Genomic DNA, 14,886 nt, shown 5'->3' with positions numbered 1-14,886 from the left:
CGGAAACGCATTGGTCGTTAGGTGTTTCCTAACCAAACAGATTTTGCGCGCTCGTAGCTCAGCTGGATAGAGTACCTGGCTACGAACCAGGCGGTCGGAGGTTCGAATCCTCCCGAGCGCGCCATTATTGACAACGTACGGCTGCAAGGCGGTACTATAAAACCGAATTAGTGTGCGTCCGTAGCTCAGCTGGATAGAGTACCTGGCTACGAACCAGGCGGTCGGAGGTTCGAATCCTCCCGGACGCGCCATTATTGACAACGTATTGCCGCAAGGCGGTACTATAAAACCGAATTAAGTGTGCGCTCGTAGCTCAGCTGGATAGAGTACCTGGCTACGAACCAGGCGGTCGGAGGTTCGAATCCTCCCGAGCGCGCCATCATTGACAACGTACTGCCGCAAGGCGGTACTATAAAACCGAATTAGTGTGCGTCCGTAGCTCAGCTGGATAGAGTACCTGGCTACGAACCAGGCGGTCGGAGGTTCGAATCCTCCCGGACGCGCCATTATTTCAATGTATTGCCAATAGGCGATACGGTAAAAAAGATTTTGCGCGCTCGTAGCTCAGCTGGATAGAGTACCTGGCTACGAACCAGGCGGTCGGAGGTTCGAATCCTCCCGAGCGCGCCATTATTTAAAAGCTCAGCTTCGGCTGGGCTTTTTTTATAACTGTACTTTCTGCTATACCACTGCCACTTCTCTAGGCTCACCAAATCTTCGTTCTGATTGATTTTATTTCCTTTGCTGTAAATACAGAGCGATGCTACCCCCAGTTATATTGACTGTTCGCAAGCGGCATAAAAGTGCTGAAAGGACAAGGAGATAGCTTTGTCTAGTCTTAGTCTCAGAGCCCTGAAGCGGTTACTGTAATTAATAAAACAAGAACTTTGATTATTTGAACTATCAATACTTACGTTTACGTAAACGTAAGTATTGATAGTGAGGAGATATCGGCAGTGACAAAAACGTGTAGGTTCACTGACGGTTAAGCGGGATTTTGTAATTTTACGATCAAACCCTCAGAAAAAAGCCAAATATCCGCCATTGATTGGCTTATTGTTAATCAGTTTGACATAAAATTACTTAACGTGGTATTTGTTAACCCGCCTATTAAAAATGAATGAAAGGAAGCATTATGGCAGATTTAGGTCCTTTGCTGTGGGAAGCGGCGACGATCATGGCTACCGGTATGGTCGTGGTTTTTTTGTTTCTCAGTACTTTGATCTATTTAGTGCAGCTGTTGGCCAAAATTGCGCCTAAAGAGACACCGAATGCGCCGGCATCTCGCCAGCCATCACCAGTTGCCGTTAATCACAATGGAATCCAGCCAGAGGTTGTTGCTGCTATTTCCGCAGCGGTACATCGCTACCGCGACCAGAAGGCGTAAGCGGCAGCATTGCTGCTGCTATGAGATTGTGATTTTTAGGAAGTATTTTTTACAAGGAGTTTGTGAGCATGTCCAAGCCATTAGCGATCACTGACGTTGTGTTACGTGATGCCCACCAGTCGTTATTCGCTACCCGTCTTCGCATTGAAGATATGTTGCCCATTGCCGAGAAGTTAGATGATGTCGGCTATTGGTCGTTAGAGACCTGGGGCGGCGCAACGTTTGATGCCTGTATTCGCTATCTGGGCGAAGATCCGTGGGAGCGTCTGCGTTTGCTCAAGCAAGCGATGCCGAAAACCCCGATGCAGATGCTGCTGCGCGGTCAGAACCTGCTGGGCTACCGTCACTATGCTGACGATGTGGTCGAGAAGTTTGTTGAGCGAGCCCACGCCAACGGAATGGATGTTTTCCGTATTTTTGATGCGATGAACGATGTCCGAAATTTTGAAAAAGCCGTCAAGGCCGCCGTCGATGTTGGCGCACATGCCCAGGGCACGATCTCCTATACCACCAGCCCGGTTCACAACCTTGATACCTGGACCGATTTGGCCAAACGGCTGGAAGATCTTGGTTGCCATTCAATCTGTATCAAAGACATGTCCGGTTTGCTTAAGCCGTATGAAGCGGAAGAGCTGGTCAAGCGCATTAAAGCTTCCTGTGATGTTCCGTTGGCCCTGCACTGCCATGCGACCACCGGTCTTTCGACGGCTACGGCTGTTAAGGCAGTAGAAGCCGGGCTCGATATCCTTGATACCGCGATCTCCTCAATGAGCCAGACCTACGGCCACACGCCAACCGAAACCGTGATAGCTATGCTGGAAGGGACCGAGCGTGATACCAAACTGGATTTGCAACAGCTGGAGCCGATTTCCAGCTACTTCCGCGAAGTACGCAAAAAGTATGCGAAGTTCGAAGGTAGCCTCAAAGGGGTCGATGCCCGTATCTTGCTGGCCCAGGTACCAGGCGGGATGCTGACTAATATGGAAGGTCAGCTCAAAGAACAAGGTGCCGCGGATCGTTTTGATGAAGTTCTGGAAGAGATCCCACGTGTGCGCGAAGATTTGGGCTTTATCCCGCTGGTCACACCGACATCGCAGATTGTTGGTACCCAAGCGGTATTGAATATCCTGACAGGCGAGCGCTATAAGAGCATCAGCAAGGAAACTGCCGGTCTTCTCAAAGGCGCATACGGCAAGGCTCCAGCACCGGTCAATGCGGAGCTGCAAGCGCGCGTGCTTGACGGTGGCGAGCCGATTACGTGTCGTCCGGCAGATTTGCTCGACGCTGAGCTGGACGTATTAACGACGGATTTACTGGCCAAGGCAAAATCTGACAAGATCGAATTGGCCCAAGATCAGGTTGATGATGTACTGACCTATGCCTTGTTCCCGCAGGTCGGTTTGAATTTCCTTAAGAACCGTAACAACCCAGAGGCCTTTGAGCCTGCACCGGGGAGTGAGCCGGAAGTTGCCGCTGAGCAACCCGCTCCAGTCACCCGTACAGCCGCCACGGTAGAAGCATACAGCGTGAAGGTGAATGGTCAGGTTTACAACGTCGAAGTGGGGCCAAGCGGTGAGCTTACTTCGGTTGAGCCTGCGGCCACCAATGCCTCTGCGCCTGTCGCGGCACCACAGGCAAGCAATGCAGAAGATTTACCTGCACCGCTGGCTGGCAACATCTTCAAGATCAATGTCCAGCCAGGGCAGCAGGTCTCTGAAGGGGATGTCCTAGTGATCCTCGAAGCGATGAAGATGGAAACCGAAGTCCGTGCTGCCCGCAGCGGTACCGTGCAAGATCTTCATGTCAAGGAAGGTGATTCAGTAGCCGTCGGTTCGCCGATCCTGAGTTTGGCATAGAGGGAACCATGGACGGATTATTAACTCTCTGGAACGAGACTGGTATTGCCAATTTTGAGCTCGGTCAGCTGTTTATGATGCTGATCGGTGGCGGCCTGCTGTTTTTGGCGATCCGCAAGGGATTCGAACCCTTGTTGTTGCTGCCAATGGGCTTTGGTGCGATTTTGGCCAATATTCCCAATGCAGGCTTCACCGAACCGGGTGGTTTACTGTATTACATCTACTACATCGGGATCGAAACGGGTGTTTTCCCGCTGCTGATCTTCATGGGGGTAGGGGCAATGACCGATTTCGGGGCGCTGATTGCCAACCCGAAAACCTTGTTGCTCGGTGCGGCAGCCCAGTTCGGGATCTTCTTTACCTTATTCGGTGCCATTTTGCTAAATGCGGTACCGGGGATGGAATTTACTCTTGCTGATGCTTCCTCGATTGCCATTATCGGTGGTGCGGATGGCCCGACGGCGATCTTCCTGGCCAGCCAGTTGTCACCTGACTTGCTCGGTGCGATTGCCGTCGCGGCCTATAGCTACATGGCGCTGGTACCGATTATTCAGCCGCCGATCATGAAAGCACTGACGACGCCGGAAGAACGCCAGATCAAGATGCAGCAACTGCGCGACGTGAGCAAGACTGAGAAGATCCTGTTCCCGCTGGCTGTTCTGCTGATGACCATCTTGTTCCTGCCAACGGCGACGCCGCTGGTTGGGATGTTCTGCCTCGGTAATTTGATGCGTGAATCCGGTGTGGTCGATCGCTTGTCAAATACCGTGCAGAACGAGCTGATCAATATCGTAACCATCATGCTGGGCCTGGGGGTTGGTTCCAAACTGGCGGCCGAGCAGTTCCTGCGCGTCGAGACCCTCGGGATCTTGGTGCTGGGTGCGGTCGCCTTCAGTGTCGGCACCGGTGGTGGCGTGCTGATGGCTAAAATGCTCAACCGCTTTAGCAAAGAAGATATCAACCCGTTGATCGGTGCCGCTGGGGTATCGGCTGTCCCGATGGCAGCCCGGGTGGTAAACAAAGTCGGCCTGGAAGCGAATCCACAGAACTTCTTGTTGATGCATGCGATGGGGCCAAACGTTGCCGGTGTACTCGGCTCGGCTGTAGCGGCCGGTATTCTGCTGGCTTTGGCGGGTTAACTCGCCTGGCAGCAAAATATCGCAACACTTTAAAACGGGCAACCTTTGGGATTGCCCGTTTTTTTTGCCATGAGATCGGGTAAGGTACAGCAACCATACCAATCAACTAGAATGATCAATGCTAGAGTTATTTAATGGTGAATCAGCCCTATGGGTCTTATTTACCACCGGTTTTTTGAGTGCGACCCTGTTGCCCGGCGGGTCCGAGGCCAATCTCATTGCCACGATAAAGTTGGGGGATAACGCGCTTTGGTTGGTCGTTGTCGTCGCGACAATCGGCAACACCTTGGGCGGCATGACCAATTATTGGCTGGGAAGGTTGCTGCCAGATAAAACTTCTAACGAAAAACACGGTCATAAAGCATTACTATGGCTACAAAAATACGGCTACTGGTCGTTATTCTTCAGCTGGTTACCGGTGATCGGTGATCCGTTGTGTTTGGCCGCAGGCTGGCTTCGGATGCGCCACTGGCTCAGCTTTTTCATCATTATGATTGGAAAAGCGGCGCGTTATACCGTACTGGCTTTGCTGGTCCAAGGTTTACTATAAGGAAGGCATTGAGTGCATAAGTGGATAGTGGGGATTGCGCTGATCTCACTGGCAGGCTGTAGCCAACTACAGTCTGAACAGGCCGGGGCGCCCGAGTTACCGCAAGGGGTAACATTCGTCGAACAAGTCAAACCTGGGGCGTCATCTGACACACCGGTTATCCCGTATTCTAAATACCAACTGGCCAATGGGCTGACCGTGGTGCTGCATGAGGATACATCGGATCCTCTGGTGCATGTTGATATGACCTACCATGTCGGCTCTGCCCGCGAGGAACTGGGTAAATCAGGATTTGCCCACTTCTTCGAACATATGATGTTTCAAGGCTCGGAGCATGTTGGCGATCAAGAGCATTTCAAGCTGATCACCGAAGCCGGTGGCACACTAAATGGCACGACCAACCGTGATCGGACCAACTACTTCCAAACCGTACCGGCCAACCAGCTTGAGAAAATCCTGTGGCTGGAGGCGGATCGTATGGGATTCCTGCTGGGTGCCGTCTCGCAGCGTAAGTTTGAGATCCAGCGGTCGACGGTGAAGAACGAGCGAGCCCAGCGTTACGAAAACCGTCCTTACGGCTTGGTGTATGAGCGTATGGGTGAAGCACTGTTCCCGCGTACCCATCCTTATTCATGGCAGACCATTGGCTATATTGAAGATCTTGATCGGGTAGACGTGAACGATCTCAAGGCATTCTTCCTGCGCTGGTACGGCCCTAACAATGCCACCCTGACCATTGGTGGCGATATCGACGTTGAGCAGACGCTTGAATGGGTCAACAAATACTATGGCTCAATCCCGCGCGGACCGGAGGTCGAAAAGCCGGCCAAGCAGCCAGTGACACTGGAAAATGATCTGTACCTGACGCTGGAAGACAAGATCCAGCAGCCGATGTTGCTGATGGCGTGGCCAACGTCATACAACGGTGCCGATGATGAAGCCTCGCTCGACATGCTGGCCCGGGTTGTCGGTGGCGGTAAAAACAGCCTGATGTACCAGAATCTGGTGAAAACCGGCAAGGTCGTCGATGCGGGCGCATTCCATGATTGTGCCGAGTTGGCGTGTACTATGTATGTTTATGCCATTGGTCAAAGTGGCAAAGCGGGTGATCTGAAGACGCTGCGCGCAGAAGTGACCGCCATTCTCGACGGACTGGAGCAGCGCGGTGTGTCGACCAAGGAGCTGGAAGAGCTCAAGGGAATGGTTGAGGCTAACGCTATTTTCGGTCTTCAGAGTGTCAGCGGTAAAGTGTCGCAGCTTGCTGCCTATGAAACGTTCTTCGATAACCCGGGTTACCTCAAGGCCGAGCTGGCTAACTTGCGTACGGTCACAACGGCGAGTATGGAGCAGGCGTATATGCGCTACCTCAACGGGCATCCGAACGTGACATTGAGTGTGGTACCAAAAGGGCGCACCAGTATCGAGGCGGCGCAATCGAACTTTACCCCGCCGCCGCGTATTATTCCGGAATACACCAAAGTCTCTGAGGAAAAATTACAGCAGCAGATGCGCGTACCGGTCGATGACTTTGACCGTACGGTGATGCCGCAGTCGTCCTCGCCCGTTGAAGCGGTTATGCCGGATTTGTACCAGTTCGAATTGGCTAACGGCATCAAGGTGCTGGGCACCGAGTACCGCGAAACACCGACAGTTGAGATCCAGATGGTGGTACCGGCAGGGCGCCGTTTTGAGCCGCAAGGCAAGGCTGGTTTAGCCAAGCTGACGGCCAGCATGATGGCCGAGGCATCGCAGGTATCAACAGTGGAAGAGCTGTCTTCCCGCTTGGACCGCCTAGGCAGTACGGTCAGCTTCTCGGCAGGCAAGTATGGCACGGTAGTGTCGCTGACATCGTTGACGAAGAATTTGCCGGAAACACTCGATATCATGAAAGAACGTTTGTTTGAGCCGGCGTTTGAGTCCGCCGATTTTGCTCGCGTGAAGCAACAGGCTCTGGAAGGGATCATTTATGAACACCAGCGTCCCGCTTGGTTGGCCGGACAGGCAACCCGCGAAGTCTTGTTTGGTGGTACCTCATTTAGCTTACCGCCGGAGGGGACCAAAACCTCGCTCGAGTCTATTACTCTTGATGATGTTAAAGCCTTCTACCGCCGTTACTACACCCCGAATGGCGCTGATATCGTGGTGGTGGGGGATATCGATAAGGCCCACCTAAATGCATCGCTTGGCTTCCTGGCTGATTGGCAGGGCATGCCTGAACCGACATATGTGACGCCAGATTTACCGATACTGCCCAAGCAAACCGTGTGGTTGGTGGACAAGCCTGGGGCACCACAGACGGTGATCCGCTTGGCACGTCAAGGCCTGCCGTTCGATGCAACCGGCGAACTTTATGAAACCCAGCTGGCTAACTTTAACCTTGCGGGCAATTTCAATAGTCGGATTAACCTGAATTTACGCGAAGACAAAGGTTATACCTACGGTGCTGGTGGCTATCAGAGCGGTGGCAAGGAAGTCGGCTTATCGGTTTATTACGCTCAGGTAAGGGCTGATGCGACATTGCCTTCGGTGAAGGAATTCTTGGCTGAGCTTGAAAAAATGGCAAGGGAAGGGGTGACGGACGAAGAGCTGAGCTTCATGCGCTTGGCGGTGGGACAGAAAGATGCCCTGAATTATGAAACCCCAAGCAAGAAGGCGCAGTTACTGGGCCAGATCTTGACCTACTCTTTGCCGGAAAACTTTGTTGATACCCGCAATGAAATCGTTGCCTCTATTACCAAGGCGCGCATCGATGAGTTGGCGGAAAAGTGGTTTGACCCGGCTGATTACCAGATCATCGTGGTCGGTGATGCTGCCAGTTTGAGGCCACAGCTCGAGACCCTCGGTCTGCCGATCAGGGCGCTGTCACCAAATATGTAACCGATGAAAGCCGGCCTTGTGCCGGCTTTTTATTTAACGTGTATTTTACCAATGCTCCGCTATCGGTGATTGTTACTCATAGGTAAAAGAGTTTCGATGCAATAATCATGGTAATCAGTATCAATTATGATTAATCTACCGGACTGAGTTGTTGAAGATTGAGAATCACAGTAATGGATTTTTCACAAAGGCTGCAAAAAGTTGCAGCTAATCCTGATGCCCTGACCCAATTGGGGCGAGGTCTTGAGCGTGAAGCCCTGCGTATTACTCCGAACGGAAAGCTTTCCGGCGAACCCCATCCGGCAGAGCTGGGATCAGCATTGACCAACAAATGGGTGACGACAGATTTTGCCGAGCCATTGCTGGAATTTATTACGCCGGTTTCTCAGGATGTGGATCACCTGCTGTCACAGCTAAGTGATATCCACCAGTTTACCTACAGCAAACTGGGGGATGAAAAACTCTGGCCGATGTCGATGCCTTGCATGGTCGGTGATCAAGACGAAATCACCCTGGCCCAGTACGGTAGCTCAAACAACGGTAAGATGAAAACCCTGTACCGCGAGGGCCTCAAGCGCCGTTATGGCAGCATTATGCAGGTTATTTCCGGGGTACACTTTAACTTTTCTTTCCCGGATAGTTTTTGGGACTCGCTGTTTGGCGAACAATCAGAGCAAGCCCGACAGGATGCGGTCTCCGATGCTTACTTCGGATTGATCCGCAACTATTACCGCTTTGGCTGGTTGATCCCTTACCTGTTCGGTGCATCACCGGCACTGTGCGGATCGTTCCTTGAGAATACCGAGTCGAAGCTGGATTTCGAACAGATCGGCTGCGGCACTTACTTTTTGCCCAACGCAACGGCGCTGCGCCTGAGCGATTTGGGTTACACCAACCATGAGCAAAGTTCGCTGAAGATTGGCTTCAATGGTTTGGATCAATACTTGGATGGCTTGAAAAAGGCGATCCGCACACCATCGAACGAGTTTGCCAAGCTTGGGGTCAAAGTCGACGGTGAATACCGCCAGTTGAATGACAACGTATTGCAGATCGAAAATGAGCTGTATGCCCCTATTCGACCTAAGCGTGTTGCCCAAAGTGGCGAGAAGCCATCAGAGGCCCTGAGCCGTGGTGGAGTCGAATATATTGAAGTACGCTCACTGGACGTGAACCCATTTAGCCCAATCGGCATTTCGGCCGATCAGGTGCGTTTCTTGGATATGTTCCTGACTTGGGCGGTACTGTCGCCATCGGCATCGATGGATGACGCGGAGCTGGCGTGCTGGCGTGATAACTGGAACCGTGTGGTTCTCGATGGCCGCAACCCGGAACTGATGTTGAAGATCGGTTGTAACGGTGAACGCCTGTCGCTTCGGGACTGGGGTACCCGTGTCTTTGCCGAGCTGGCTGACGTTGCCAAGGCAATGGATACCGCTGCTGGCTCCGATGCTTATCAAGAGACATTGGCTCGTCTGCAGACGTGGATTGAGCAGCCTGAGCTGACCCTGTCGGCACAGTTGCTTAATGCTATCCGTGACAATAACGGTATCGGTTCGGTAGGCAAAAGCTTGGCTGCCGATCATGCCGCAAGGTTGAATGAGCGTCAGTACCAGTTCTATTCTTCGGATATTTTTGAGCAGGAAGCGGCGGAATCGGTTGAACGGCAAAAGCAGATAGAAAATAGCGATGAGCTGTCTTTTGATGCCTTTCTTGATGCGTATTTCGCGGATATAAAATAAAAAAAGAGGGCAGCGACCTTGCTGCCCGATAATTAATTTCGCAGGGATGATAGCTGCGCTTAGCTGGCTATCATAGATTCAGACCACAAGGATGGCGTTAAGTTCCATGTTTGCCCACTCCCTATTTAAGTTTATTAAACCGACTTATTGCCGTTTGGTGCTCCTCCTCGGTGCGTCCGCGATTCTTTCCGGCTGTGCAACGCCTCCTCCCCAAGATCAAAATAATTTGTGCAATATCTTCCGTGAGCACCCGAAATGGTATAAAGCGGCATTGGATATGGAAGACGAGTGGGGCACTCCGATGCAGGTTGCCATGGCATTTGTGAAGCAGGAAAGTAGTTTCCGTCATGACGCCAGACCGCCGAAAAATTATGTGCTGGGATTTATTCCGTGGGGGCGGGTCAGTAGTGCCTATGGGTATGCGCAAGCACAAGACCCGGCTTGGTCTGATTACCAGAAGGCCACGCGAAAAGGGGGCTCCCGTACTAATTTTGCAGACTCGTTAATGTTTATTGGCTGGTATACCCATGAAACCCAGCGCCAGCTCGGGATCTCGAAATGGGATACCTATAACCAGTACCTTGCCTATCATGATGGGCGGGGAGGCTACCGCCGCGGGACTTACAAGTCCAAGCCGACATTGCTGAGGGTTTCTCGCAAGGTTGAGCAACAAGCCAAAGACTATGGTTGGCAGCTCAAGCAGTGCCGCCAAGAGCTGGAAGATAACCGCAGCTGGTGGCCGTTCTAGCGGCAGGCTGTCGCAAAACCCACTTGCTGTTGTCGCAGTCTGATATAACGTTTAATAATGAATGCATCGGAGTGCTTGTTATACCCGGTGCTAAGGCCAAGGAGTAAGGAAGCAATGCCACTATTAGATAGTTTCACCGTTGACCACACTCGTATGCATGCCCCGGCTGTACGGGTAGCCAAGACCATGCAGACACCGAAAGGCGATACGATTACCGTTTTCGACCTGCGGTTCTGCCGCCCAAATGCGGACATTTTGAGCGAGCGCGGGATCCATACTCTGGAGCACCTGTATGCGGGCTTCATGCGGGATCATCTGAACTCTGATCAGGTTGAAATTATCGATATTTCACCGATGGGATGTCGGACCGGTTTCTACATGAGCCTGATTGGTACCCCGACCGAGCAATTGGTTGCCGATAGCTGGGCAGCGGCGATGGAAGATGTGCTTAAGGTTGAGTCGCAGGACAAGATCCCCGAGCTGAACGAGTACCAGTGCGGTACTTACAGTATGCACTCGCTGGAGGAAGCACAGGCGATTGCCCGCCATATTATTGAGCAGGGGATTGCGGTGAACAAAAATGACGAATTGGCGCTGCCTGAGGCCATGTTGCAAGATTTGAGCGTTAAATAGCGTAGATAAGTAAGCTGCTATCCTATAAAAAAGCCGGCGATAATGCCGGCTTTACTGTATCTGTCTTTTAGGCTGATACCAGGATCAGCCTGTCTTCTTTAGCTGGTTGGGTAGCACCCGAACTTGCTTGATCATATTGTCAGAGACCTCGATGATCTCCATCTGGTAGCCGGAAACCTCGATGCTAAGCTGGCTGTCGGGAATGTCTTCCAGATGCTCCAGAATCAAGCCGTTGAGAGTACGCGGGCCATCGGTCGGTAGCACCCAGTTTAGGCTCTTGTTGAGGTCTCGGATATTGGCACTGCCTTCGATCATCAGGCTACCGTCAGGCTGCGGGGTGATTTCCTCAGCCAGGGTCGGGCTGATAGAAGTGGTAAATTCACCGACAATCTCTTCCAAGATATCTTCCAAGGTGATCAGGCCTTGGATATCACCATACTCATCGACAATCAGGCCGATGCGCTCTTTGTTGCGCTGGAATTTCAGCAGCTGGATATTGAGGGGCGTCCCCTCCGGAATAAAGTAAACCTCGTCAGCTGCTCGCAGCAAGTTTTCTTTGCTGAAGTCATTCTTGTCCATCATCAGGCGGTAGGCTTCGCGCACCCGCAGCATGCCAACCACTTCATCGATGTTGTCTCGGAAGAGCACAATGCGACCATGAGCGGAGTGGCTAAGCTGGCGGACAATCGATTTCCAGTCATCGTTGACATTGATGGCGGCAATTTCACTGCGCGGCACCATCAAATCTTCCACGGTGACGTTTTCCAAATCGAGGATGGACAGTAGCATGTCCTGGTGGCGGCGAGGGATCAGACCGCCGGCTTCGTTTACCACCGTCCGTAGCTCTTCCGAGTTCAGTTTGCCATCGTTGGCATGGTCGACCCGCAGACCAAGCAAGAGCAGGAAGCCATTGGTAATACCATTGACAAACCAGACCAGCGGGTACAGCAATTTCATCAACAGCTGCAATACGACGCTGCTGGTGTAAGAGACGCGCTCAGGGTAAAGGGCTGCAAGGGTTTTCGGGGTCACCTCAGCAAAGACCAGCACGACCAAGGTCAGGGCTCCGGTGGCGATAGCGACACCCATATCGCCATACAGGCGCATACCGAGTATGGTGGCAATGGCGGAAGCGAGAATATTGACCAGATTGTTGCCGATCAGGATCAGGCCGATCAGCCTGTCCGGACGCGACAGGAGCTTTTCGACCCGCTTGGCCCCGCGGTGACCCTGGTTGGCCAGGTGCCGCAGCTTGTAGCGGTTGAGGGCCATCATTCCGGTTTCAGAACCGGAAAAATATCCGGAAATAACAAGAAGTAATATCAGGAGAGAGAATAGAATCCCCGTGGATATATCGTCCAAAAAACTATTTCCTTAACGTTTCTGTTACTTGAACTTTGTACCCAGACTCACTGGGTGTCAATGAATGGGGCACGGAATCTTACCCCCCAATGATAATTTCTTTGACGAAGCGGCTACCGAAATAGGCCAGTGTTAATAGGAATGCACCTACCAGACTAAACCAGACCACACGGCGTCCACGCCATCCTTTCTGGTAATGCCCCCACAGCAATACGGAATAGACACACCATGCCAGCAGTGAAAAGAGGGCTTTATGGGTCTTGCCTTGGGCCAGCATATCTTGAATAAAGATAAACCCAGACACCAGCGTGACGGTCAATAGCGAATTACCGACCAAAATGATCTTGAAAAGCTGACGTTCGACCATCATGAGAGGGGGAATGTTCGGATTAATCATCAGGCTCTTCTTGTTTTTCAGCTTGTGATCCAGCCAAGCCAACTGAATAGCGTACAGGGTCGCTATCATCAAAGTTGAATAGGAGAACAGCGCCAGAGAAATATGCAGCAGCACCTCTGGGTGGGTTTCCAGGTGAGTAATAAAGGCACCGGAAAGGAAAGTGGCAGCGGTAAGGTTAATGGCCGCAAAGCTGTAGACGACTGGCAGCAGGAACCAGACCCGCATCTTTAACATTGCGCCGGTGGTAATCGCTGCGATCAGTAAGCTGATTAGCGAGGCCACGTTTAAAATACTGAGATTTTGTCCCTGCCCACCCAGAATAAGATCTTTGAGCAGCAGAATATGAAGGGCAATAGCGACAACGGCACACGCAAAGACCGGTTTGGTTTTGATGCCATTGTTGTTGGTGAGGCCCGGTACAACCAGCCCAAGGGCAAGAAAGTAAAGGCATGCCGCCATTACAGCAATCAACATATCCATAGTAAACTTAACTATTTAAGATGGTAAGAGTTCGCAATTATACCTTGCTAGCCGTCTGCCCGCCATGATGAAAGCGAGATCAATGGCATATCGAGGTGGTTTTATCAGGGGATATCACAATGAAAGTGTCCGTCAGGGCATGAAAGCAGGGTATGGATTGCGTTATACTGTCCAGATCATATCGATTAGTTGCGTAACGAGCGAGTAGCACATGTTCGAAAATTTAACGGAGCGTTTATCGCGAACGCTTAAGAATGTCAGTGGCCGTGGCCGCCTGACGGACGACAACATCAAGGATACGCTGCGTGAAGTACGTATGGCGTTACTCGAAGCTGATGTTGCGCTTCCTGTTGTCCGTGACTTCGTCAAGCGTGTAAAAGAACGCGCGGTAGGTACTGAAGTATCGAAAAGCCTGACGCCGGGCCAGGAGTTCATCAAGATCGTTCAGGCCGAGCTTGAAGCGGTCATGGGCGAAGGCAATGAAGATCTTAACCTCGCGAGCCAGCCGCCTGCGGTTATTCTGATGGCCGGCCTGCAAGGTGCAGGTAAAACGACCAGTGTCGGTAAGCTGAGTAAGCTACTGAAAGAACGCCAGAAGAAAAAAGTGCTGGTGGTGTCTGCCGACGTATACCGCCCGGCGGCGATCAAGCAGCTAGAAACCTTGGCTGATGATTTGGATGTGGATTTCTTCCCATCTACGGCCGACCAGAAGCCGGTTGATATCGTCACGGCTGCTCATGCTGAAGCGAAGCTCAAGTTTTATGATGTCCTGATTGTCGATACCGCAGGTCGCCTGCACGTCGACAGCGAAATGATGGACGAGATCAAGGATGTCCATAAGGCCATCAACCCAGTTGAAACCCTGTTCGTAGTCGATGCCATGACGGGTCAGGATGCCGCTAATACAGCAAAGGCCTTCGACGAAGCCCTGCCACTGACTGGTGTGATCCTAACTAAGGTCGACGGTGATGCCCGTGGTGGTGCTGCGCTGTCTGTGCGTCATATTACCGGTAAGCCGATTAAATTCCTGGGTATTGGTGAGAAAACCGATGCCTTAGAACCTTTCCACCCTGACCGTGTTGCCTCACGTATTCTAGGTATGGGTGACGTCCTGTCGCTTATCGAAGATCTTGAGCGTAATGTCGACAAGGAAAAAGCTGAAAAGCTAGCCAAGAAATTCAAAGAAAAGAAAGGCTTTGATCTTGAAGATTTCCGCGGCCAGCTTGAGCAGATGAAAGGCATGGGCGGCATGATGGGGATGATGGACAAACTTCCGGGTATGTCCCAGCTACCAGACAATGTCAAAGATCAGGTTGATGATAAGATGTTCAACCAGATGGAAGCTATCATTAACTCGATGACGGTTAAAGAGCGCCAGCGCCCAGAGCTGATTAAAGGCTCGCGCAAAAAACGTATTGCAATGGGGTCCGGTACTCAGGTCCAAGACGTTAACCGCCTGCTCAAGCAATTCACCCAAATGCAGAAGATGATGAAGAAAATGCAGAAGGGAGGCATGAAGAACATGATGCGCAACATGAAAGGCATGATGCCACCGGGCGGTGGTATGGGCGGAATGTTCGGCCGTTAATCGGCATTATTTCCCACAAATACATTGGGCTTGGGGATGTCAACATTCTTTTACTGGTGAAAATTTAGCTAAAGCGGTTGCATTCGTCAGTTTAAAGAGTAAAATTCCCGAGCTTAATTTGGCACGGGCC

At 51.7% G+C, this 14,886-nt stretch carries 11 protein-coding genes and 5 tRNA genes; 14 read left to right on the top strand and 2 right to left on the bottom strand.

Annotated elements, in window-relative coordinates; genetic code table 11:
* The first annotated feature begins 47 nt into the window (after positions 1 to 47).
* The 13 genes from C9I99_RS26330 (at position 48) to luxS (ending at position 10,929) form a co-directional block, all read left to right on the top strand.
* Positions 48 to 124: transfer RNA gene (locus tag C9I99_RS26330), tRNA-Arg, on the top strand.
* Positions 125 to 174: 50 nt separating this feature from the next.
* Positions 175 to 251: transfer RNA gene (locus C9I99_RS26325), tRNA-Arg, on the top strand.
* Between the two features lie 51 nt (positions 252 to 302).
* Positions 303 to 379, top strand: a tRNA-Arg gene (locus tag C9I99_RS26320).
* 50 nt (positions 380 to 429) lie between these two features.
* Positions 430 to 506 (top strand) — tRNA-Arg (locus C9I99_RS26315).
* 47 nt (positions 507 to 553) lie between these two features.
* Positions 554 to 630 (top strand) — tRNA-Arg (locus tag C9I99_RS26310).
* Between the two features lie 505 nt (positions 631 to 1,135).
* Positions 1,136 to 1,387, top strand: a complete 252-nt coding sequence (locus tag C9I99_RS26305; protein WP_107351799.1) for an oxaloacetate decarboxylase subunit gamma — start codon at positions 1,136 to 1,138, stop codon at positions 1,385 to 1,387.
* A gap of 68 nt (positions 1,388 to 1,455) precedes the next feature.
* A complete protein-coding gene (oadA, locus tag C9I99_RS26300) occupies positions 1,456 to 3,243 on the top strand; it encodes a sodium-extruding oxaloacetate decarboxylase subunit alpha (RefSeq protein ID WP_107351798.1) in 1,788 nt (595 codons plus the stop codon).
* Between the two features lie 8 nt (positions 3,244 to 3,251).
* A complete protein-coding gene (locus C9I99_RS26295; RefSeq protein ID WP_107351797.1) occupies positions 3,252 to 4,382 on the top strand; it encodes a sodium ion-translocating decarboxylase subunit beta in 1,131 nt (376 codons plus the stop codon).
* A 118-nt stretch (positions 4,383 to 4,500) separates the two neighbouring features.
* Positions 4,501 to 4,932, top strand: coding sequence for a YqaA family protein (locus C9I99_RS26290; protein ID WP_107351796.1), 432 nt, complete (start codon positions 4,501 to 4,503; stop codon positions 4,930 to 4,932).
* A 12-nt stretch (positions 4,933 to 4,944) separates the two neighbouring features.
* A complete protein-coding gene (locus tag C9I99_RS26285) occupies positions 4,945 to 7,809 on the top strand; it encodes a M16 family metallopeptidase (RefSeq protein WP_107351795.1) in 2,865 nt (954 codons plus the stop codon).
* A gap of 173 nt (positions 7,810 to 7,982) precedes the next feature.
* A complete protein-coding gene (gene gshA, locus C9I99_RS26280; protein ID WP_107351794.1) occupies positions 7,983 to 9,548 on the top strand; it encodes a glutamate--cysteine ligase in 1,566 nt (521 codons plus the stop codon).
* Between the two features lie 106 nt (positions 9,549 to 9,654).
* Positions 9,655 to 10,296 carry a transglycosylase SLT domain-containing protein gene (locus tag C9I99_RS26275; RefSeq protein WP_107351793.1) on the top strand — a complete coding sequence of 214 codons (642 nt, stop codon included), beginning with the start codon at positions 9,655 to 9,657 and terminating at the stop codon, positions 10,294 to 10,296.
* Positions 10,297 to 10,410: 114 nt separating this feature from the next.
* Complete coding sequence (luxS, locus tag C9I99_RS26270; protein WP_107351792.1) at positions 10,411 to 10,929, top strand: S-ribosylhomocysteine lyase; 519 nt, start codon at positions 10,411 to 10,413, stop codon at positions 10,927 to 10,929.
* A gap of 84 nt (positions 10,930 to 11,013) precedes the next feature.
* On the opposite strand, the gene C9I99_RS26265 is transcribed toward luxS, so the two are convergent.
* Both C9I99_RS26265 and C9I99_RS26260 read right to left on the bottom strand, forming a co-directional pair.
* Positions 11,014 to 12,291, bottom strand: a complete 1,278-nt coding sequence (locus tag C9I99_RS26265) for an HlyC/CorC family transporter (RefSeq protein ID WP_107351791.1) — start codon at positions 12,289 to 12,291, stop codon at positions 11,014 to 11,016.
* 79 nt (positions 12,292 to 12,370) lie between these two features.
* A complete protein-coding gene (locus tag C9I99_RS26260) occupies positions 12,371 to 13,168 on the bottom strand; it encodes a cytochrome C assembly family protein (RefSeq protein ID WP_107351790.1) in 798 nt (265 codons plus the stop codon).
* 211 nt (positions 13,169 to 13,379) lie between these two features.
* On the opposite strand from C9I99_RS26260, the gene ffh reads away from it, so the two are divergent.
* Entirely contained in the window at positions 13,380 to 14,756 is a 1,377-nt protein-coding gene (ffh, locus tag C9I99_RS26255; RefSeq protein ID WP_107351789.1) for a signal recognition particle protein, read from the top strand.
* The last annotated feature ends 130 nt before the right edge of the window (positions 14,757 to 14,886 follow it).

This window comes from Photobacterium lutimaris (assembly GCF_003025555.1).
Taxonomy (GTDB): domain Bacteria; phylum Pseudomonadota; class Gammaproteobacteria; order Enterobacterales; family Vibrionaceae; genus Photobacterium; species Photobacterium lutimaris.
Note: the sequence above shows the minus strand (reverse complement) of the source record. Positions and strands in the feature narration are given on the sequence as shown.